This is a genomic window from Paractinoplanes abujensis (genome assembly GCF_014204895.1).
Lineage (GTDB): Bacteria > Actinomycetota > Actinomycetes > Mycobacteriales > Micromonosporaceae > Actinoplanes > Actinoplanes abujensis.
In genome coordinates, this window is record NZ_JACHMF010000001.1 from 3,779,327 (window position 1) to 3,800,822 (window position 21,496).

Genomic DNA, 21,496 nt, shown 5'->3' on the forward strand with positions numbered 1-21,496 from the left:
CAGCAATAGTTTTCGCTCTGCGTCAAACAGACTTGAACAAATACGGCTGTCAATGATGGGTCGTCGTGAAGGTTCACATGACGTCGCGACGCCGGCCGGTCCGGCTGATCAGTGGTGCTCGGCGACCGGCGAGACGGCCACAGCGACCCGGTCCCGGCCCGCCACCTTGGCCCGGTACAGCGCCTGATCGGCCGCAACCATCAACGCGGCCGCGGCCCCGGCGGGCCGGGTCGCCACGCCGACCGAGGCGGTCACCCGGATGGACGGGCCGTCGTGCTCGACCGGGGTGCCGGCGATCCGCTCGCGGATCCGCTCGGCCAGGGCCAGCGCCTCCGGCTCGCCGGTGTCCGGGCAGCAGACCACGAACTCCTCGCCCCCGTAGCGGGCCACGACGTCACCGGCCCGGCACGCGGCCGTGATGCGACCGGCACATTCACGCAGCACCACGTCGCCCACCGGATGCCCCCACGTGTCGTTGACCGTCTTGAAGTGGTCGAGGTCGATCACGAGCAGGCTCAGCGGCCGGACCGGATCGGCGCTCTCCTCGGCCGTCATCCGCTCAGTCAGGAATCGCCGGTTGTGCAGGCCGGTCAGACCGTCGGTGACGGCCAGCCGCTCCTGCTCGCGCACCGCCTCCCGCAGCTCCTCGGCCAGCGCCGCCCGGTCGGCCACGAAGAGGTACTGCCGGACCATCATGGCCACGAACAGCAGGCCGACCACGACCAGGGTGAAGACGCTGGTCACCCCGGTGGTCACCCGTTCGACGACGACCAGCGCGAGCGAGGCCAGCGTGGCGGTGAGCACGGGCAGCACCGTGAGGCCGCGGTCGAAGACCCGCCGTTGCGCCGCCGGCTCCCGCAGCCGGACGGCCACGACCGCGGCCACGAACGAGCAGACCGAACTCGCCTCGAAGGCGACATCGACCCAGCTGCCGCTCTCATAGTGGCTGAACACCAGCAGGTAGGTGTAGAACATGTCGCTGACCGCGTTGAGAGCGCCGGCAAAACCGACCAGGCGCAGCGAGAGCGGCACCCGCTGGTGTCCACCGATGCCGACGATGCTCAGGGCACAGATCAGCATGACGTCGAGCATCGGGTAGGCGACGGTGAACAGGTTCGACCAGTCCAGCGATCCGGACAGTTGCGGCCGGACCAGAACTTGCCACCCCATCGCGCCGGCGCTGACGATCAGCAGCAGCGAGTCGAGCAGACCACGCAGGTGCCGGAGACGGCCCGCACCACCGAAACCGGCCAGGATCGCGACCACGGTGGTCACGGAAGCGGTCAGGTAGAACACGTCGGCCACCGAGGGATCCGGTGGCCCGTCCGTGGTCAGGTAGTCGTACCCGGCCCAGGTGCACTCCCCGGCCAGCTGCGCGCCGTAGGCGATGGCCAGCAACAGCCAGAGCCGGCGGTGCCGGCCGGTCAGGCGGCGCGCTGCGACGGTGGCCGCGATCGGGCCGGCGATGATCGGCAGCAAGTACAGGATGTCGCCCACGAACATGGCCCCGCGCGGCGAATCCGCGGTGAGCCCGGTCAGCGTGCCGTAGCACACCAACCAGGCCAGGCCGGCGATCACCGCGACGCGGCACGGACCATCGGCCAGCATGCGCCGGCCGGCGGTGGCCGGCTCTGCCATCTCGACCGCCTCCCGTACGCCGCGACGAGCTCCCGCCTTTCTCTTCGGACGCCAGTCGTCTCGGGTGAGGCATTAGCCGGGCATCCCTGGCCGATGCCGGGAAAGGTCAGACCGTCACGCGTTCACCGCGGTCCGGGCCTTCCGCCGGTACGCCGACGGCTCGCTGCGGGCGGCCCGGAATGTCCTGGCCGCCCGCAGCGATCATGATCGTGATGCCGGTTCTTTCTGCCTGTTCGGCGTACACAGCCCGGATCAGGCTCCGGCCCGCTCGCGAGGAGCCAGCAAGAAGCCCGGATCAGACCCGGCAGGTGGGCACGATGGTGCCGGGCGCTCCGCTCGTGGCCACGACGAGGCCGAAGGTGGCCGAGCCGGCCGGCGGGAGGCTCCCGTTCCAGGTGGCGTTGCCGATCGTGACGCCGTCGTCGCCGGGCCGTTCCACGCCGTTCCACAGCGACACGATGCGTTCGTCCCCGGTCCAGCGCCACGAGACCAACCAGGAAGCCGCCGGCTCGGTGCCGGTGTTGCGCACGGTCACCGTGGCCACGAAGCCCCCGCTCCAGGCGCTGCCCACCGCCACGGTCGCGGCGCAGGCCCGCGTGGCCTCCGTGCGCCCCGATCCGATCATGTACGGGTCGCGCTTGCCGTCGGCGCTGAACCGGAACCAGTACTCGGTGCCCGGAGTCAGCCCGCCGATGGTGACCTTTCCGTTGCGCTCGGGACCGGACACCGCCTCGGCCACCGGGTTCACCCAGTCCCGGGCGTCCTGAGCGGCGGCGAACAGGGTGACGGTGACGGGCGGGTTGTAGCCACAGGGTGGGGCGAAGAACAGTGAATAGCTGACGGTCAGGCTGTCGGTGGTCGCCCCCGTGACAGACCCGGTCAGCGGCAACGCCGGTGGGCAGGTGGGCCCGGGGGTGGGGACGGGCGTGGACGGCACCGGGGCCGCGGCCGCGCCGCCCGCGAACGTCGTCAGCATCAGGATCGCCCCACCGAGCACAACAGCGAATCTGTGGCGCACAGCTACCTCCTCCACGTCGGCCGCCCCCTATGTATATCGAAGAATGACGATCAGTTGAAGGCGGGTCCGGTGCCGGGGCGACAGCGCCGGACCCGCCTTGCGCCTCCGACGCCTCGCGGGCTCCACTGCTGGTTGGCGCCGCCGTGGCAGGCCCACAGATCGATCCTGGTGCCGGCGGCGGTGGCGTTGCCGACGGCGTCGGGACACAGCCCGGCCTGCACACCCGTGACGGTGCCGTTCGCGTTGAGGTTCCACTGCTGGTTGACCTGTCCGCCGCAGTCCCGGACGATGACCGCGGTGCCGTTCGCCGTGCCCTGGCCGGACGCGTCGAGGCACTTGTTGCCGTCCAGGCACCGTTGCCGTCCGGTGGTGTACGTCCACCGCTGGTTGCTGCCGCTGACACAGTTGCCGAGCTGCGCCGCGCTGCCGTTGCCGGTGGCCGCGGCCTCGACGCAGCGGCCCGACCGGGTGCCCACGAGCTGGACGGCCTGCTCGGTCCCGGTGCTCTGCGGCCCGGCCGCGGCCATCACGGCCCGGGCCCGGCCGGCCGGTTGCCACCGCTCACGGTCACGTTGCCCGACACGACGTTGCCCCGGTCGCCGTTCGTAACGTTGGTGCTGCCGTTGGTCGACCAGTTACCGGTGACGGTGAAGTTGCCCATGTTCTCGGCGAGCCCGGGTGGCCGAGAGGGTGTAGATGCAGCCGCCGTCGTTCATCTGCTGCATGACGTCGTGGATGTAGTTGCCGACGATCTGGTTGCCGGACGCGGTGGTGGCCGTGGAACAGCGCGGCTGGTAGTTGTACAACCCCGGTCGGCGTAGTGGTTGCTGCCCCCGGCGTCGTTGGAGCCCCAGCCGGAGCCGATGGACATTCCGGTGTACGGCTGACGGTGATGTTGCGATTGACCATGCGCGAGTCGCCCGGGTGGTGCGCGCCGGCCCGGACGCTGCCCACGATGATGCCACCGGCCACGTTGCGCGCGATCTCCGACCGGTTCACCGTGATGTCGGTGGCACCGAGCCCGACGCCGCCGCCGTGCGCGTTGGCGTCGTCGCCGATGCCGATCGCGGTCTGCCCCAGATCGGCGAACTGCGAGCCGGTGAAGGTGACGTTGTCGGCCGCCGAGACCTGCACCGCGGCAGGTGACTGCTGCCAGTGGGGACGGGTCGCCTCGAACTGCGGGCAGCCCTGATGGCACGAGGTGAAGGCGGGCCGGCTCCCGTTGCCGGTGATGTACGCCCCGGTCTGCTGGTCGGCGTAGCCCTGGCTGCTGTCCGGGCCCAGCCAGCTCGTGCCGGTGGTGATGTCGCTGAACGTGATGTGGTGCGCGGGTGTGTCGTAGGTGCCACCCACCTGAACCAGTTGGGCTGTGGACAGCGAGCAGGGCTGGGCCGCGGGGCAACGCGTACCGGATCCGGACGGGGCGGCGTAGACGGTCTGATCGGCCGCGAAAACGGGGCCGGTGACGGCCGCGGCGGCGCCGGCGCGTATCCGCCGGGCGTTATTCACGCTCTGTTCCAGCGCTGGCCGGGAGCGGGGGCGCCGCTCTCACAGCCCGCGCAGCTGTCGACCGGCCCCTGCTGGTGCCCGCCGTCGCACCCGCTGATCGGGCCCGGGGCGGCGACGGCGGCCACCGCCCGGAACACGGCCGGCCGGGCGCACGCCAGGGCGTAGCTCATCGCCCCGCCGTAGCTGAACCGCAGGAAGGCCGTCATGACGCCGCCACGAGCTGGAAGCGCTGGTTGGCGCCTGACCCGGGGGTCCACTGGGAGATGCGAGCGCCGTCGGTTGTGGCCGCCTGCCAGACGTCCATGGCCATTCCGCTCAGCCGGTTGATCAGCCGGACCACCCCGCTGCCCTGGTCGTCGACCCGCCACTGCTGACTCGTGGCGTTGGCGTCGGCCTGCTGGGTGATGTCGGCCCCGGTGCCGGTGCCGGCCACCTGGAGCACGAGGCCGCTGTGCCGGGCCCGGATCCGGTAGTAGCCGCTGTCGGCGGGCACGAAGTCGAACTGCTGGTTGGCCGCGCTGCCGGGTGTCCACTGGATCAGCGGGGCCCCGGCGCCGGTCGAGGCTCCGCTGATGTCGGCCGCCTTCCCGCTGTGCTGGGCCACCAGCCGGTAGTGGACGCCGGTCTCGACCGGACCTGTGCTCGATCGGACGGCCGACGCCCGGTAGACGCGGCCGGCCTGTCCGGCGAACTCCACCAGGTCGGACTCGATCCGGGTGGGCTGGACCGCGGTGCCGCCCGTCTCGTCGCGCAGCTCGAAGGTCCCGGCGAAGACCCGGCTGCGGACCCGGACCGTCCCCGCCCGATCGGGTCGCACGGTGAGCTCGGTGCTCGTGGCGTTCCAGGCGGCGCCGACCGTGTGACCGCCGCGGCCGCGCAACCCGGTGACGCTGCCGGACGGCCAGGCCGACGGCAGTGCCGGGAGCACGTGCAGCTCACCGTTGTGGCTCTGCAGCAGCATCTCGGCGATCCCGGAGGTGGCGCCGAAGTTGCCGTCGATCTGGAACGGCGGGTGCAGGTCGAACATGTTGGGCGCCAGCCGGTCCGTCCGCACGAGGTCGCGCAGGAGTTTGTGGGCCCGTCCGCCGTCCTCCAGCCGCGCCCAGAAGTTGATCTTCCAGGCGAGCGACCAGCCGGTCCCGTCGTCACCTCGCAGTTCCAGGGTCTGGCGCGCGGCCTGGTGCAGCTGCGGGGTGCCGCGCCGGGTGATCTGGTTGCTCGGATGCAGGCCGTACAGGTGGGAGACATGGCGATGGTTGCGCTCGGTCTCCACCCAGTCGGCCAGCCACTCCTGGATGTTGCCGCGCGAGCCGACCCGCATCGGGGCCAGCCGGTCGCGGGCGGCCAGGACCTGCGTACGGAAGCCCGGATCCACCCCGAGCACCTCCGCGGCCCGGGCGACGCCGTTGAACAGGTCCCGCAGGATCTGGTTGTCCATGGTCGGCCCGGCGCACACGCTGGCGTTCGCGTGGTGCGGCAGCTCCGGGGAGTTGGACGGGTTGGTGACCAGGTAGCCGAGCGACGGGTGGGTGACCAGCGAGTCGAGGAAGAACTGGGCGGCCCCCTTCATCGCGGCGTAGTTGGTGCGCAGGAACTCCACGTCCCCGGTGAACAGGTAGTGCTCCCAGATCAGCGTGGCCAGCCAGGCCCCGCCGGTCTGCCACATGCCCCACAGCGCGCCGTCGACGACCGAGGACCCGCGCCAGGCGTCGGTGTTGTGGTGCGTCACCCAGCCGCCCGCGCCGTACTGGACGCTCGCGGTGCGGGCCCCGGTCACCGCCAGGTCCTTGATCAGATCGAACACCGGTAGGTGGCATTCGGCGAGGTTCGTGGTGCACGCCGGCCAGTAGTTCATCGGCAGGTTCGCGTTGATGGTGTATTTGGAGTCCCAGGAGGGGGCCATCTCCTGGTTCCACAGGCCCTGCAGGTTGGCCGGCTGGGTGCCCGGCCGGGACGAGGCGATCAGCAGGTATCGGCCGTACTGGAAGAGCAGGGCGGCGAACTGCGGGTCGTTCTGCGAGGCGTGCTGCGCGATGCGGACGTCGGTCATCTGGTCGGCCGCCGCCGTGCGCCCCAGGTCGATCGTCACCCGGTTGAACAGCGCCTGGTGGTCGGCCACGTGGCGGGCCCGCAGCTGGTCGAAGTCCACCGTCCGGGCCGCGGTCAGGTGCCGCCGCGCGATGCCTTGGTAGTCACCGTTGACCGTACGGTAGTTGACGTAGCTGGAGCCGATGGACACCAGCACGGTCACGCTCGTGGCCCCGCTGACCCGCAGGGTGCCGCCCGAGCTGCTGACGGTGCCCCCGGTGACGCTCGCGCCGGCCAGGGCGAGGAACCGGACCGACCCCGCTTTGCCCTCCATGGAACCGGAGATGCCGTCGAGGCCGATCGTCGCCGAGTCGGGGCTGGACACGGTCGTCTGCTGCGGGCTGTCGAACGTCGCGGTGAACGTGACGGCGCCGGCCCGGTCGGCCGTCAGCCGCACGGCCACCACCTGATCGGGTGCGCTCGCGAACACCTCCCGCTGAAAGCGAACCCCGTTGAGCACGTACGAGGTGGTCACCGTGGCCGTCGTCAGGTCGAGCGTCCGCGTGTACTGCGACGCGCCACTGGCGCTGCCGAAGGCCAGCCGCAGGTTGCCCACCGGCTGATAGGCCAGCTGCCCGGCGGGGTTGCCGAGCATCGTCTGGTTGATCAGATCCTGGGCCGGGATCCACTGGTCGGCGAAGACGCGGCGCCGGATCTCGGCCAGGTTGGCCGCACCCTGAGTGTTGGCCGAGTCGTACGGGCCGCCGGCCCACACGGTGTCCTCATTGAGTTGCAGCCGTTCGGTGTCGGCGTTGCCGAACACCATGGCGCCGAGGCGTCCGTTGCCGACGGGCAGGGCCCGCAGCCAGTCCGTTCCGGCGCCCTCGTCGTAGCGCAGCGCCAGATCCCCGGCCGCCGCCGTCACCGCTGCCCCGCCGGGCCGCGCGGCCGCGGCCCACCCCGTCGGCAGCATGGTGGCCCCGGCCCCGGCCATACCCGCCGCGAGCAGCTTCCTGCGTGTCACGTCGGTCATGGCAGAACCCACCTCTGGTTGGCGGCGCCGTGGCAGCCCCAGATGATCAGTTGGGTGCCGTCCGCGGTGCTGGCGCCGTTGGCGTCCAGGCATCGACCCGAGGCGACATTGACCAGGGATCCGTTGGCCCCGGCGGTCCAGTTCTGCCCGGCCGCGCCGGTGCAGGACGACAACTGGACCAGGCCACCGTTCGCGGTGCTGCCGCCGGCCACGCCCATGCACTTGCCGAGCGCGCGCAGGGTGCTCCCGTTGACCGTCCACTGCTGGTTGGTGCCGCTGGTGCAGCTCCACAGCTGGATCTTGGTGCCGTCGGCCGAGCTGTTCCCGGCCACGTCGACGCACTTGCCGGTGGAGCTGGTGATCCGGCCGGTCCGGGGTGTCGTACCGCCCAGCTCCTTGATCCGCACGTTGCGGAAGGAGGCGGTGCCGTTGTTCTGCAGCCCGAGGTAGCCGGAGGTGAGCGAGCGCGCCGGGTCGGTGTTGGTGAAGTCGTTGACCCGTACGCCGTTCAGGAAGACCTGCAGCCTCTCCCCCTCGACCAGCAGCTCGTAGGTGTTCCACTCCCCCGGCGGGTTCAGTGCGGCGTCGCGGGCAGTGGTGTCGGCCGGTTGGAACCCGGACACCGCCCCGGTACCGCCGGCGCCGATCTGCACCTCGTGTCCGCCGGCGGCCGCCGCGTTCGGGTCGCTGCCGGCCGGGAACCCGATCAGCACCCCGGAGTCGTCGTTGCCCGGCGTCATCCAGTCGAGCTTGAGCGAGTACGAGCGGAATTCTTTGGCGTTGTACCAGAGCAGTCCCGGCCCCCCGGTGGAGGTCAGCGTGGCGTTGCTGTTGCCGAACGAGCCCGGTCCGGCCTGCGACCAGCCGGTGGTGGAGCCGTTGTAGAGGGTGGTGTAGCCGGTCTCGGGGCGGCAGTCGGCCTTCGTACGGTTGGCCGCGTACCGGATGCCGCCGAGGATCAGCGCCCGGAAGCCGGACTCGGTGTAGGAGGACTGGGTGTGACCGGCGCCGGTGTAGAACGAGCGCCCGCCCTGGTAGGTCTTGCACCAGGTGTGCGGGTGGTCGCCACCCATGCTGCCGCCGGAGTAACTCGACTCGTCCAGGGTGGACAGCACCCGGGCCGACGATCGGGGGTTGCTGCGGAAGTTGTACCACTCGTCGGTGCGGGTCGCGGCCGGAGCCAGCCCGGCCGTGGCGGCGTGCGCCCGGTTCTCGGTCCGTACGGTCGCCGCCTGGATCGCCGGGTGCGAGGCGAAGTACGCCCCGACCAGCTCGCCGTAGAACGGCCAGTCGTATTCGGTGTCCGAGGCCGCGTGCACACCCACGTAGCCGCCGCCGGCCCGGATGTAGTTCTCGAAGGCGGTCTGCTGGGTGGAGTTGAGCACGTCGCCGGTGGTGTTGAGGAAGACGACGGCCTCGAACTGGGCCAGGTTGGTCGCGGTGAACCGGCCGGCGTCCTCGGTCGCGGTCACCGTGAAGCTGTTGGCCGCCCCGAGGTCCCGGATCAGCTGGATACCGGCCGGGATGGCGTCGTGCCGGAAGCCGGCCGTCTTGGAGAAGACCAACACGTCGTACGGCGCGTCGGCCGCACTGGCCGGGGTGCCGCCGGTGCCGGCCATGGCCAGCAGCGCCGCTGCGGCCGTGGCGAGAACGCGGGTGAGGGGGCGCATGACGGGGATTCCTCTCATGGCAGGGTCCAGCGCTGGTTGGTGCCGCCGTGGCAGGTCCAGATGATCAGCTGGGTGCCGTTGGCGGTGCTGCCGCCGTTGGCGTCGAGACACTTGTTCGACGAGCCGTTGACCAGGGTTCCGTTGGTGCCCGCGGTCCAGTTCTGCGCGGCCGAGCCGGTGCAGGCCGACAGCTGCACCGCGCTGCCGTCCGCCGTGGCGCCACCGGCCACGCCCATGCACTTGCCCAGGGACCGCCAGGTGCTGCCGGTGCGGGTCCACTGCTGGTTGGCGCCGGTGCCGCACGTCCACAGCTGGATCTTGGTGCCGTCGGCGGTGCCGGAGGCGTTGACGTCGACGCACGAGCCGCTCGCCCCGACGATCCGGCCCGTGCCACCGCTGCCCGGGGCGCCGCCGAAGGTGAAGGCGTCGACGTCGAACAGCGTCCCGGAGCCGCCGGAGAAGGTCAGGTACAGGGTGGTCGGGCCGGAGGGCACGTTGGACAGGGTCGTCGAGACGTCGGTGAAGGTCTCGTAGCTGCCGGTGACCGGCACGGTGACGGTTCCGAGCACGGTGCCGGTGGCCGATCCGGCACGCACCGAGATCGTGCCGCCGGCTCCGCCGGACGAGACCCGGGCCGTGAACCGCGTCTCGCCCGCGAGCGAGTACCGCTGGAACGCGATCCAGTCACCGTTCTGGATGTCGCCGACGGTCTGCCCGCCCTCGGCTGTCGTCTTGCTGTAGAGCGCGGTGCCGGACTGGCTGTTGCGGTGCTCGGCCTGCCGGTGCCGGGGCTGCAGGATCTTCTGGGCCCGGGTGGTCAGCGCGGGCTGGCCGTTGGCGCCCCGGTCGGTGTATTCGGCGTCGAGCACCGCGAACAGGTTGGCCGCCGTGTCGTGCTCGCCGTCCACCGGGATCTGCAGTGTGCCCGTGCATCCGGTGCTCGAGCTGATCGGGTGCGCGTGGTCGTCGTGGCCGAGCAGGTAGCTCAGTTTGACCCGGCTGCAGTCGATGGTGCCGTCCTCGGGGTCGGACACCGTGATCGTGTACGGCACGCTGTCGCCGAAGCTGAACAGCCCCCCGTCGACCGGTGTGTTCAGCACGACCGTGGGTGCGGTGTTGCCGACGGTGACCGTCATGGAGGCGCTGGCGGTGAGGCCGGCGGGATCGGTCACGGTCAGGCTCACGGTGCGCTCGCCGGCTGTGGTGTAGGTGTGGGTGGGGTTGGCCGCCGCCGAGGTGCCGCCGTCGCCGAAATTCCAGGCGTAGGTCAGCGCGCCGCCCTCGGGGTCCGACGAGCCGTTCGAGGAGAAGGCGACGGTCAGCGGAGCCGCTCCGGACGAGGGGTTGGCCGCGACGCGGGCGATCGGCGCCTGGTTGGTGTTGCCGGCCCCCCGGTACTCGATGCGGTACAGGGCGGAACTGGCGTCGCCGTTGCCCCAGCCGGTGCCGTAGTCGAGCACGTACAGGGCGCCGTCGGGCCCGAAGGCGCTGTCCATGACCTGCGTGCCGCGCCACGGGAACTCGCTGATCTGCCCGGCCGATCCGTCGGCGTTGACGTCGATGCTCTTGATCCAGCGCCGGCCGAACTCCATCGCGAAGAAGTGCCCGTCCAGCAGGGGCGGGAACTTGACCGTGGACGGGTTGGCCGCGTCGTACCGGTAGACCGCGCCGCCCATGGGCGACTCCGACCCGCAGCCGAAGGCGGCCAGCGAGCAGTTGTCGTACTTGATCCAGGCGGGCCGTGCGGCCGGCAGGCTGGTCAGGCCGGTGTTGCGCGGTGAGTTGTTCACCGGGGCGGCGCAGTTGAACCGGTTCCCCGAGGGCCCGGACGGGAACGTGTAGTCCACATAGGTCTCGTTCGTCGTGTTGGAGCCGGTGCAGTAGGGCCAGCCGTAGTTGCCGGCCGAGGTGATGCGGTTGAACTCGACCTGGCCCGCCGGGCCGCGCGTCGAACTGGTCGTGCCGGCGTCGGGTCCGTAGTCGCCGACGTACAGCGCGCCGGTCGCCTTGTCGACGCCGATGCGGAACGGGTTGCGCAGGCCCATGGCGTAGATCTCGGGCCGGGTGCCGGCGGTGCCGGGCGGGAACAGATTGCCCGACGGGATCGAGTACGTCCCGTTCGCGTTCACCTTGATCCGGAGCACCTTGCCGCGCAGGTCGTTGGTGTTGCCCGCGGTGCGCTGGGCGTCGTAGACCGGATTGCGGTTGCTGCGCTCGTCGATGGGCGTGTAGCCGCTCGAGTCGAACGGGTTCGAGTCGTCGCCGGTGGACAGGTAGAGGTTGCCGGCCGCGTCGAAGTCGATGTCACCGCCGACGTGGCAGCACATGCCCCGGTTGGTCGCGACCTCCAGGACGGTCACCTGGCTGCCGGTGTTGAGCGTGTAGTCGGCGTTGAGGGTGAATCGGGACAGCCGGTTGACCCCGTTCCAGACCGAGAAGTCCGTGCCGGTGGCCGGCGCGTCACCGCTGGGTGTGTTCAACGGGGGCGCGTAGAAGAGATAGATGAACCGGTTGCTCGCGAAGCCGGGATCCACCCCTACGCCCTGCAGGCCCTCCTCGTCGTGCGTGTAGACCGGCAGAGTGCCGATCACCGAGGTGACCCCGGCCGCGGTGGTGCGGCGCAGGACGCCGTTGCGAGCCGTGTGCAGCACCGAGCGGTCGGGCAGCACCGCCATCGACATCGGCTCGCCCAGTTCGCCCACGCCGCGCGCCAGTTCGACCTGCTGATAGTCGGACGCGTTGACCGGATGGGCGGAGGCCGGGGAGGCCGGGCCGGTCACGGCTGACACCAGCCCGGCGGCCGCCAGGACCGCGGTGGCGACCACCGCCAGAGCTCGTTTTCTCATGGATTAATCACCTCGTCGGCTTCGCATTCGATAAATGGCGTCCGCGCTTGGGGCAGACCGCCCGACAATGAGCTGAAAAGCCACTGGCTCATGCCGGCGGGACACGATGCATTCCAACGCATCCGGCACCGGAGCAGCGAGGAGCCACATGTGGAGTGAGCGTTAACAACCGGCCGCCCAAGGGGCTACAAGCCTGCCGGGCAGCAGATGTGGGGGGGGATTCGTATGACGTCACACGCTAAGCGGAAGATAGAAAGCAGTCAATAGTTGATGCATCGTTCACATAGCTGCAACAAGGTCAAGTTCATTTGCGCCCGACCGCGATTCGACGGCGCGCCCGGCGTAACACTTTCCGGCCGGGAAAAATCGCGCCCTGCGAACAATCCGCACACTTTTCAGTCTCAGCCGGGCCACCGTCGCAACACCGGTCCATGATCACGCTGCGCTACGGAGCGGTGCCGGAACTCTTGACCGGCCGGAGCGGCAGCGCATAGATTCCTGTCGTTACTTCCGGAAGATTTCCGGAAGTTTCGGAATCCCGTCCTCACCGTCCCGCTGCAGGAGTTCCCGTGCGTCGTCTTCGACTTCCCCTTTCTGTGGTCAGCGCCGCGATGCTGCTGACCTTCGCCGGCCCGCCCCCGGCCGGCGCCACACCGCCGCCGGCGAAGCCGTCGGCGCCCCAGGCCTACCCCGCCGATTCGCTGCGCGCGCTCGCCGCCCGCGTGGGCCTGCGCATCGGCACGGCCGTGAACGCCGACCAACTAGGCACCAACGAGAAATACACGCAGATCACCGCTCAGCAGTTCTCCTCAGTCACCGCGGAGAACGCCATGAAGTGGGCCGAGGTGGAGGCCGTCCGCGGCACCTACACCTTCCAGAAGGCCGACCAGCTCGTCGCCTTCGCGAAGAAGAACAAGCAGCTGGTCCGGGGTCACACGCTGGTCTGGCACAACCAGCTGCCCACGTGGTTGTCCGCCGACGGCACCACGACCACCCTGTCGGACGACGAGGTGAAGGCGGCCCTGAAGAAGCACATCTTCGAAACGATGCGCCACTTCAAGGGCGACATCTGGCAGTGGGACGTGGTCAACGAGGCCTTCGACGACAACGGGCAGCCCCGCCAGTCGATCTGGTACAAGGCGTGGGGTGGCACCGGCTACATCGCCGACGCGTTCCGCTGGGCGCACCAGGCCGACCCCAAGGCCCTGTTGTTCTACAACGACTACAACCTCGAGTTCACCGGGGTCAAAAGCGACGCCGTGTACGCGATGGTCCGCTCGCTGCAGGCGCAGCGCGTGCCGATCCACGGCGTCGGGTTCCAGGGCCACCTCTCCACCCAGTACGGCTATCCCGACCTGAGCAACAACCTCGAGCGCTTCGCCGCCCTCGGGCTGAAGGTCGCGCTGACCGAGGTGGACGTGCGCACGCAGACCAAGCCGGACGCGGTGAACGAGCCGGTGAACGCGCTCGCCCCGTACGCCCAGGAGAGCTACTGGTCGCGCACCCTGCAGGCGTGCCTGGCCGTCCGGGCCTGCATCTCGTTCACGCCGTGGGGCTTCGGCGACGCCTACTCGTGGGTGCCGGGCTGGTTCACCGAACCGCAGGAGGGCGCCGCCCTCATCTACGACGAGCAGCTGAACCCGAAGGGTCAGTTCGACGTGCTGCGGCAGGATCTGGCGCTAGCCTCAGGGGCTCCGCGCCGCTGAGCACGCGCCCGTTGCCGCCGGTGCGCAGCCGGCGGCAACGGGCGGCGGCAGTCAGCCGCCTCGGCCGCGGGCCAGGAAGCACGACAGAAGCTGCCGGAACTCGTCCGGGTGCTCGATGGCCGGCACGTGCCCGCACCGGCCGAGCACGTGCAGACGGACGTCGGTCAGGTGGTCGAGCAGGGGCAGGGCCGCGGTCCCGAGCGGGGTCACGCTGTCCTGCGCGCCGTGCACGAGCAGCACGGGGGCCCGGATCGCGGCCAGGGCCGGCGCCGGGAGGGTGAGGTCTTCGGCCCACCGCGCCCTCGGCGGCGGGAACAACGACGCGAAGGCGGCCGCCCCCGCTCGCATCGCGGCGGCCCGGGCGTCGATTGCGGCCCGGGTGACGAGCGCTTGGTCGAGCACGAGGCGGCTCAGCATGTCGCGGGCCCCGGCCGGTCCGGCGGGAGCGGCCCAGAGCGCGTCGAGATCGGCCGACAGCGGCGCTCCGGGGGCACCCATCGTCGAGACCGCCACGACCCGGGTGACCTGCTCCGGCCGCGCGGCGGCCAGCGCCAGCGCCACGGCCCCGCCCATGGAATGACCCACGACGGCATAGCGCTCGGCACCGATCGTCTCCATCAGAGCCGCGGCCTGCTCCGTCCACAGCCGAAGCCCGCCCCGGGCGCCCGGCGGCACGGGGGTGCGTCCGAAGCCCGCCTGGTCGGGAGCCACCAGATGCCAGGAAGGGCCCAGCGCCTGCGCGGTGGCGGCCCAGGCCCCGGCCCCGGTCGTGCCGGGTCCGGAGCCGTGCAGCATCAGCACCACGGGCCCGGTGCCGACCTCCAGGACGTGGACGGCGGAACCGCCGACGGTGACGGTCCGAGCCGTCACGCGGAACTGACGGACTTCGAGAAGACCTCCATCATCGCCCGGCCGAACTGCGGCATGTCGGGCCAGCCCCGGCACGAGACGAGGTTGCCGTCCACGACGTCGGGAGCGTCGATGACCGTCGCGCCGGCGTTCTCCATGTCACCGGTGATGGGCGGGAAACACGCCGTCTTACGTCCCTTCAGCAGTCCGTACACCGCCGGCACCTGCGCGCCGTGGCACACGAGCGCGATGGGCAGGTTGCGCGCGAAGAAGTGCTCGGTGATGCGCCGGACGTCGGCGTCGACCCGGATCCACTCGGGAGCGCGCCCGCCGGGGATGATGAGCGCGTCGTAGCGCTCGACGTCGACCTCGGCCCAGGGCACGTCGACCGGCAGCTTGCGACCGTTCTTCTCCACGTAGGCGTCGGAGTTGGGGTCGAATTCGTGGATGACCAGCTGCACGTCGCGCGTCGTCCGGGACGCGACGTCGACGTCCCAGCCGCCCTCCTGCACGCGATAGTAGGGGTACATCGTGTCGAGCTCCTCGGCGGCGTCGCCGGTCAGGAGCAGCGCTCTGGGCACCTGCTTCTCCTCGCATCGGGGGGTCGGGTGAGGGCGGATCCAATCCGATCTGATCCGGTGGAGCCAGCATTACCCTGCCCCGGCCGACCGTCAAGCCTCCACCGCCTCCGGGCCCGCATCCTCGATCTCGTCGAACACCCGCCGGAACCGGTCGCCCGAGCGCAGGATGTGCCGGCGCATCGCGTAAGCGGCGGCGTCCGGGTCCCGCGCGGCGATCGCGGCCACGACCTGTTCGTGCTCGGCCATGGCCAGGTGGGTGACCTGCGTGTCGCGGTGCAGCCGGAACAGATGCACGTGGCTGTGCAGGCGCGCGAGCGCCTCCCGGATGACCTGGTTCTCCGCGCTGGCGGCGACGAGATCGTGCAGCGCGGCGTCGCGCAGCCCGAAGGCGCCGTAGGCCATGGGCCCGCTGCTGCCCTCCAGCTCGGCCATCTCCGTCAGCATCCGCCGCAGGGCCGCCACCTGCTCCAACGAGGCGCGCTCAGCCGAGCGGCGGGCCGCCGCCGGCTCCAGGAGCAGGCGAACTTCGAGCATGTCCTCGAACCGGTCGCGGGTGATCTGGGGCGGGATGCGGTAGCCGGCGTGGGGCACCCGGACGACCAGCCCCTCGGCCTCCATCCGGTTCAGGGCGTCCCGGATCGGCGTCTGCGAGACTCCCAGCTCACGCGCGAGGACGTCGATCGTGACGCGCGAGCCCGGTTCGATCCGCAGCGACATCAACTGCCCCAGCAGCGTGTCGTACACCTCGTCGGCCAGCCGGCCGCGTGATCGCCCCGGTGGCACACCTCCCGTCGGGTCCCGGCGGCTCCGAGTGATCATCGCTTCGTCCATCGTGACGTGAGGTCCTCTCTCGCGTCGTCGCGAGCCTGTTGACAGCAGTTACAGGGCTGCGACATGCTGACGCCCACCAGATCGTATAGGAAACACGACGAATGATCTTCGTCGAGCACCTCCTTTGATCATTTCCAGCACCGTCAGCATGCTCGACGTCCCGCTCGGTCCGCCACCGGACCACCGGGCCTTTCCGACGGCATCGGGCGATCGGCGTACGGACGCCGCAGTGCGCTCGCCGCGCCGGTCCGCAGACCACGCGAACACCGTGGCCGAGACCCGAGACCTGCCGCTCAGCGCACCGAAGCGAGGCCGCACACGTCCCCTCCCAGAAAGCAGGCAGCGATATGCGGTACCCGAAGCGAAGAGGACGACCGGCCGTTCCCGGTCGCGTGCGGCTGGCCACGGCGGCCATGCTGCTCATGGTCACCACAGTGGCGGCGTGCGGCGGCGGTCAGGACGACGACGCGACGACGGGAGCCCCCAAGGCGCCGGCGGCCGTTCCGGAACTCAGCACGGACCCGCTCACTCTCAGCTTCGTCTGGTTCGAGTGGCCCCCCGCGAAAGCGCTGGAGGCCTTCGCGAACGAGGAGTACAAGAAGGTGCGGCCGAACACGACCATCAAGGTCAACACCGTGCCCAACGCGAACTGGCACGACGCCATGTTCACCCAGTTCGCCGCGCGTAAGACCGACTTCGACATCGCGATCCTGGACTCGCAGCACATCGGCGAGGCCGTGACGAACGGCAACATTCTCGACCTCACCGACTTCGTCAAGAACAACATCGAGGTCGACGCCTACGACCCGTACCTGCTGGCCGCCTACGGCCAGTTCCCGCAGGCCGAGACCGGTCAACGCGACGAGAACGCCAGCCTGTACGGGCTGCCGCTGCTCGGCGACACCTGGACGATGATCTACCGCAAGGACCTGATCGGCGATCCGCCGCAGACGTGGGACGACATGATCGCGGCCGCCGCTAAGTGCCAGGCGGAGAACCCCGGCGTCAGCGGGCTGGCCTTCCACCAGGCCAACGGCTCCGACGCCGCGGCCGTCACCTACAACACGGTCAACGGCGTCTACGGCGGCAACCTCTGGGACGCCAAGACCAAGAAGATCGAGGGCGTGCTGAACGACGCGGCCGGCCAGGAGGCGATGGACGTCCTGGTCACCAAGATGAAGCCGCTGACGGCCAAGGGCTCCGGAAACTGGTTCATCGACGAGGTGAACGCGGCGGTCGCCCAGGGCAAGGCCTGCATCGCATTCAACTGGATCGCGGCCAGCGGCGGTCTGCTCGACCCGAAGCAGTCGGCTCTGGGCAAGACGCGTGAGCAGATCCTCGGCAAGCTGGGTTTCGCCACCCTGCCCAGACAGAAGACGGACCTGGTTCCGCTCGGCGGCATGGGGATGCACGTGTCGGCCTACTCCCCCGCGGCGCAGCAGGCCGAGGCTCTGAACTTCATGAAGTGGTTCGAGCAGGCCGACATCCAGAAGAAGTGGGCCGCGGCCGGTGGGGTGCCCTCGCGCACCGACGCCATCCAGTCGCCCGAGTTCCTCAACGCCGGGCCTTTCAACAAGGTGTACGCCGACTCGGTGCCACGGATGCGCGACATGTGGAACGTGCCGGAGTACGCGCGCCTGGTCGACATCGAGAACACCAACGTGAACGCGGCCCTCAACGGCGCGAAGGAGCCCAAGCAGGCGCTCGACGACATCGCCAAGGAGCAGCAGAGCGTGCTCGACTCCAGTGGCCGCAAGGGCGGCGGCGGACTGTGAGTGATCCCGCCGCTGCGACGACCGACCGTCCCGGGCCGGTGGCGACGCCGACGCCGCCGGCCCGGGACCGGTCCCCGAGGATGACGGACCGCCGGCTCGCCGTGGTCTTCATCGCGCCCGCGCTGCTGCTGTTGCTCGCCATGTCGGTGTTCCCGTTGCTGTGGGCGCTGTACCTGTCCTTCACCGACTACTCGGCCACCCGGGGCGGGCCGGCGGCCTTCGTCTGGTTCGGCAACTACACCGCCATTCTCACGTCGGCGCAGGTCCACCAGCGGGCCTTGACGACGCTGGTTTACGTGGTGGGCGCGGTCGGCCTGCAGACCGTGCTCGGGTTCACCATCGCCTACCTGATCTCCCGGCGTACGCACGGGCGGGGCCTGCTGACCACCCTGTTCCTGGTGCCGATGATGTTGTCGCCGGTCGTGGTCGGGCTGTTCTGGCGCTTCATGCTCGACGCGCAGTTCGGCGTGGTCAACAGCCTGCTCGGCTCGCTCGGGCTGGAACCGGTGGAGTGGCTGACCCGGCAGCGTACGGCGCTGGTCTCGCTGATCGTGGTGGACACCTGGCAGTGGACGCCGTTCATCATGCTCATCGCCCTGGCCGGGCTGACCGCGGTGCCCAAGTACCTGTACGAGGCGGCCTCGATCGACCGGGCGTCGGAGTGGTTCCGCTTCCGCACCATCACCCTGCCGCTGGTGTGGCCGCTGCTGCTGATCGCCGTGCTGTTCCGGGCCATCGAGGCGTTCCGGCTGTTCGACCTCGTCTACATCCTCACCAGCGGAGGGCCGGGGGTCTCGACCGAGACGTTGTCGTTCCACGTCTACAAGGTCGCGTTCCTCGGCTTCAACACCGGAACCGCGTCGGCGTACGGGATCCTCATGGTCCTCGTCGTCATCGTCCTCACGCAGCTCTACCTGCGCTACCTGAACAAGCTCAAGGAGGACTGATGGCCGTCTCCGTCAACGAGGCCGTCGCCCCGGGTCCCGTCCGGGACCACGCGCCACCCACGCGCCGTCTCGCCGGCCGGGGCCGCTCCGTGCTCGAGATCGCGCTGCTGACCCTGCTGGCCGTCGTGATGCTCTTCCCGGTGCTGTGGATGATCGAGACCTCGCTCAAGGAGAACCGGGACGTCTACGCCGTACCGGCCAAGTTCTTCGACTTCACGGTCACCCTGGACCATTACCGCGACGTGTTCGTCTCCTCCGGCGGCGGACGTTCCACCCTGTCCACGTCGTTCCTCAACTCCGTGATCGTCGCCGGGGTCTCCACGCTGCTGGCCACTGTGCTCGGGGTCCCGGCGGCCTGGGCCTACTCGCGCTTCGCCCTGAAAGCCAAGAAGGACCAGCTGTTCTTCATCCTGTCCACCCGGTTCATGCCGCCGGTGGTGGTCGTGATCCCGATCTTCCTGATGTACCGCCAGGTCGGGCTCATCGACAGCGCGCTCGGCCTGATCCTCATCTACACCGCATTCAACGTCCCGTTCACGATCTGGATGATGAAGGGGTTCGTCGACGAGGTGCCCGCGGAGTACGAGGATGCCGCGATGCTCGACGGCTACACGCGCTTGCAGGCGTTCCGCAAGTTCACGCTGCCGCTGCTCGTGCCCGGCATCGCCGCCACCGCGGTCTTCGCCCTCATCTTCTCGTGGAACGAGTTCGTGTTCGCCATCTTCCTCACCTCCAGCGACGAGGTACGGACGGCCCCGCCCGCGATCGCGGGTCTGATCGGCGGCACCACAGTGGACTGGGGGCTCGTGGCCGCGTCATCGGTGGTGTTCGCCCTGCCGGTGCTCGTCTTCGCCTACCTGGTGCGCAAGCACCTCGTCGCCGGTGTGACGCTCGGGGCGGTGCGACGCTGATGGCCGGCATCGAGGTGACCGCCCTGCACAAGCGCTACCCCGACGGGACGGTGGCGGTCGAGCACGTGGACCTGTCCATCGGCGACGGCGAGCTGTTCGTGATGCTCGGCCCGTCGGGCTGCGGCAAGACCACCACACTGCGAGCCGTGGCCGGCCTGGAGAGACAGACCAGCGGCGACATCCGCATCGGGCCCACCCTGGTCAACGATCTGCCGCCCGCCCAGCGCGACATCGCCATGGTGTTCCAGTTCTACGCGCTCTACCCGCACCTGCGGACCCGCGACAACCTCGCGTTCCCGCTGCGGGCCGAGGGACTGCCCAAGGCGCAGGTACGCGAGCGCGTCGACGAGGCCGCCCGGCTGATGCGGCTGGCTCCCCTGCTGGACCGGCGCCCCCGCCAGCTGTCCGGCGGCGAGCAGCAGCGCGTCGCGCTCGCCCGCGCCCTGGTGCGACGGCCGCGCGCCTTCCTCATGGACGAGCCGCTCACCAACCTGGACGCGGAGCTGAGGGCGGACATGCGTACGGAGATCAAGCACTTGCAGGGCGAGCTGGGCACGACGATGGTGTACGTCACCCACGACCAGGTCGAGGCCATGTCGCTCGGGCACCGGATCGCCATCCTCAACAAGGGCCGCGTGGAGCAGATCGGCACCCCGCTGGAGGTCTACGACCGTCCGGCCAGTCTGTTCTGCGCCGCCTTCATCGGCTCCCCGCCGATGAACCTGATCGAGGTGGACGTGGCCGACGGGAAGCTGCGCGGTCAGGGCGGGCTGGCCCTCACCCCACCGCCCGGTCTGCCCCGCGACCGTGCCCTGGTCGCCGGTGTCCGGCCGGAGGCGCTGGAAGTCACCGAGCCCGGTGCGGACCGCTCGATCCCGGCCCGCGTCATCTCGGCGGAGTGGCTGGGCGACGAAATCATCTACGTGGTCGACCACGGCGGGCGGCGCGACGTGCGGGTGCGGATGGCGCCGACGGTCCGTTTCGCCGCCGACGCACCGGTCGGGCTGCGGCACACCGGCGGGACCCCGGCGGTCTACGACGTACGCACGGAAGAGTTGGTGGCCTGATGGGAACCGTGGCGGCGCACGGGCTGCGCAAGTCCTTCGGCAAGGTCCAAGCCCTGGACGGGGTGACGCTCGACGTGCCGGACGGCTCGTTCTTCGTCGTGCTCGGGCCGTCCGGGGCGGGCAAGACGACGACCCTGCGGGCGATCGCCGGCCTCGAGCGCCTCGACGCCGGCTCGGTGCACCTGGACGGCCGGGACGCCACCGCGGACACCCCTGCCGCACGCGACCTGGCTATGGTCTTCCAGAGCTACGCCCTCTATCCGCGACGCACCGCGTACGAGAACATCGCCTCGCCGTTGCGGGCCCGCCGCAGCTCCGCGGGCGAGATCGCCGAGGCCGTGCAACGGGTGGCGAGCCTGCTGCACATCGAACGTCTGCTGCAACGGCGTCCGGCGCAGTTGTCGGGCGGCGAGATGCAGCGGGTCGCCCTGGCCCGGGCGCTGGTGCGCCGCCCGCGCGCGTTCCTCATGGACGAGCCGCTGACCAATCTCGACCTCAAGCTCCGCGTCGAGATGCGCACCGAGCTCACCCGCATCCACCGCAGCCTCGGCGCCACCTTCGTCTACGTGACCAACGACCAGGTGGAGGCGTTGTCCATGGCCGATCAGGTCGCGATCCTCAAGGAGGGCAAGGTGCAGCAGGTCGGCACGCCGGCCGAGGTGTACGAGCGTCCGGCCGACCGATGGGTCGCGGGGTTCGTCGGGAGCCCGCCGATCAGCCTGCTCGCCTGCCACGCCGAGGGCGACCGTCTGGTCGGTGCGGACGGCTGGACGCTGCCGCGGCCGCGCTGGACCACCGCCGAGGACCGCCGCCCGCTGCTGCTGGGCCTGCGGGCCGAGGACCTGTCCGTCGAGCGGCGCGGGAACGCGTCGTTGCCGGGCGAGGTCTACGGGCTGGAGCCGCTCGGGGACCGCACGGTGGTCGACGTCCGGGTCGGCACGGAGATCTTGAAGGTCAAGGCCCGGCCCACCATCACCGGCACGCCCGGCGAGCGGCTGCACGTCACGGTCGACCTGGACCGGGCGCATCTGTTCGACGCCGGCACCGGGCTGTCGTTGTCCTCGGCCGGGCGGTGATCGCGTGGACG

Annotated in this window: 16 protein-coding genes and 1 pseudogene; 6 read left to right on the forward strand and 11 right to left on the reverse strand. The window is 70.3% G+C overall.

Going from position 1 to position 21,496, the window contains the following annotated elements; genetic code table 11:
* Window positions 1-108 precede the first annotated feature (108 nt).
* The 8 genes and pseudogenes from BKA14_RS16835 to BKA14_RS16865 all read right to left on the reverse strand — a co-directional run bounded on the left by BKA14_RS16835 (window position 109) and on the right by BKA14_RS16865 (window position 11,742).
* On the reverse strand, window positions 109-1,638 hold the full coding sequence (locus BKA14_RS16835) for a GGDEF domain-containing protein (RefSeq protein ID WP_184951883.1): 1,530 nt from the start codon (window positions 1,636-1,638) through the stop codon (window positions 109-111).
* A gap of 295 nt (window positions 1,639-1,933) precedes the next feature.
* Window positions 1,934-2,656: a cellulose binding domain-containing protein gene (locus BKA14_RS16840; protein WP_239093614.1), complete on the reverse strand. Its 723-nt coding sequence runs from the start codon at window positions 2,654-2,656 to the stop codon at window positions 1,934-1,936.
* 50 nt (window positions 2,657-2,706) lie between these two features.
* Window positions 2,707-3,183: an RICIN domain-containing protein gene (locus BKA14_RS43210; RefSeq protein ID WP_203722860.1), complete on the reverse strand. Its 477-nt coding sequence runs from the start codon at window positions 3,181-3,183 to the stop codon at window positions 2,707-2,709.
* A gap of 40 nt (window positions 3,184-3,223) precedes the next feature.
* Window positions 3,224-4,165 carry a hypothetical protein gene (locus BKA14_RS43215; protein WP_203722862.1) on the reverse strand — a complete coding sequence of 314 codons (942 nt, stop codon included), beginning with the start codon at window positions 4,163-4,165 and terminating at the stop codon, window positions 3,224-3,226.
* A gap of 71 nt (window positions 4,166-4,236) precedes the next feature.
* Window positions 4,237-4,353, reverse strand: a pseudogene (locus BKA14_RS45710) (cellulose binding domain-containing protein); the annotation flags it as partial.
* 14 nt (window positions 4,354-4,367) lie between these two features.
* Complete coding sequence (locus BKA14_RS16855) at window positions 4,368-7,226, reverse strand: glycosyl hydrolase family 95 catalytic domain-containing protein (RefSeq protein WP_184951884.1); 2,859 nt, start codon at window positions 7,224-7,226, stop codon at window positions 4,368-4,370.
* A complete protein-coding gene (locus BKA14_RS16860; protein ID WP_184951885.1) occupies window positions 7,223-8,896 on the reverse strand; it encodes a ThuA domain-containing protein in 1,674 nt (557 codons plus the stop codon). Before BKA14_RS16860 ends, BKA14_RS16855 begins: the two co-directional genes overlap by 4 nt.
* A 14-nt stretch (window positions 8,897-8,910) precedes the next feature.
* Window positions 8,911-11,742 carry a PQQ-dependent sugar dehydrogenase gene (locus BKA14_RS16865; protein ID WP_184951886.1) on the reverse strand — a complete coding sequence of 944 codons (2,832 nt, stop codon included), beginning with the start codon at window positions 11,740-11,742 and terminating at the stop codon, window positions 8,911-8,913.
* Window positions 11,743-12,311: 569 nt separating this feature from the next.
* Here BKA14_RS16865 and BKA14_RS16870 point away from each other — a divergent pair.
* Window positions 12,312-13,448, forward strand: coding sequence for an endo-1,4-beta-xylanase (locus BKA14_RS16870; RefSeq protein ID WP_203722864.1), 1,137 nt, complete (start codon window positions 12,312-12,314; stop codon window positions 13,446-13,448).
* Between the two features lie 51 nt (window positions 13,449-13,499).
* Here BKA14_RS16870 and BKA14_RS16875 read toward each other — a convergent pair whose 3' ends face one another.
* The 3 genes from BKA14_RS16875 to BKA14_RS16885 form a co-directional block, all read right to left on the reverse strand.
* A complete protein-coding gene (locus tag BKA14_RS16875; RefSeq protein WP_184951887.1) occupies window positions 13,500-14,318 on the reverse strand; it encodes an alpha/beta fold hydrolase in 819 nt (272 codons plus the stop codon).
* Window positions 14,315-14,878: a DJ-1/PfpI family protein gene (locus BKA14_RS16880; protein ID WP_184951888.1), complete on the reverse strand. Its 564-nt coding sequence runs from the start codon at window positions 14,876-14,878 to the stop codon at window positions 14,315-14,317. The genes BKA14_RS16875 and BKA14_RS16880 overlap by 4 nt, the downstream gene beginning before the upstream one ends.
* Before the next feature lie 90 nt (window positions 14,879-14,968).
* The gene (locus tag BKA14_RS16885) at window positions 14,969-15,697 is read right to left on the reverse strand and encodes a GntR family transcriptional regulator (RefSeq protein ID WP_239093615.1); all 729 of its coding nucleotides are present in this window, start codon (window positions 15,695-15,697) and stop codon (window positions 14,969-14,971) included.
* A 359-nt stretch (window positions 15,698-16,056) separates the two neighbouring features.
* Between BKA14_RS16885 and BKA14_RS16890 the strand changes: the two genes are divergently transcribed.
* The 5 genes from BKA14_RS16890 (at window position 16,057) to BKA14_RS16910 (ending at window position 21,485) form a co-directional block, all read left to right on the forward strand.
* Window positions 16,057-17,484, forward strand: coding sequence for an ABC transporter substrate-binding protein (locus BKA14_RS16890; RefSeq protein ID WP_184951890.1), 1,428 nt, complete (start codon window positions 16,057-16,059; stop codon window positions 17,482-17,484).
* 80 nt (window positions 17,485-17,564) lie between these two features.
* Entirely contained in the window at window positions 17,565-18,431 is an 867-nt protein-coding gene (locus BKA14_RS16895) for a carbohydrate ABC transporter permease (RefSeq protein WP_239093616.1), read from the forward strand.
* Window positions 18,431-19,342, forward strand: coding sequence for a carbohydrate ABC transporter permease (locus BKA14_RS16900; RefSeq protein WP_184951892.1), 912 nt, complete (start codon window positions 18,431-18,433; stop codon window positions 19,340-19,342). The genes BKA14_RS16895 and BKA14_RS16900 overlap by 1 nt, the downstream gene beginning before the upstream one ends.
* Complete coding sequence (locus BKA14_RS16905; RefSeq protein WP_184951893.1) at window positions 19,342-20,409, forward strand: ABC transporter ATP-binding protein; 1,068 nt, start codon at window positions 19,342-19,344, stop codon at window positions 20,407-20,409. Before BKA14_RS16900 ends, BKA14_RS16905 begins: the two co-directional genes overlap by 1 nt.
* Complete coding sequence (locus BKA14_RS16910) at window positions 20,409-21,485, forward strand: ABC transporter ATP-binding protein (protein ID WP_184951894.1); 1,077 nt, start codon at window positions 20,409-20,411, stop codon at window positions 21,483-21,485. Before BKA14_RS16905 ends, BKA14_RS16910 begins: the two co-directional genes overlap by 1 nt.
* Window positions 21,486-21,496 lie beyond the last annotated feature (11 nt).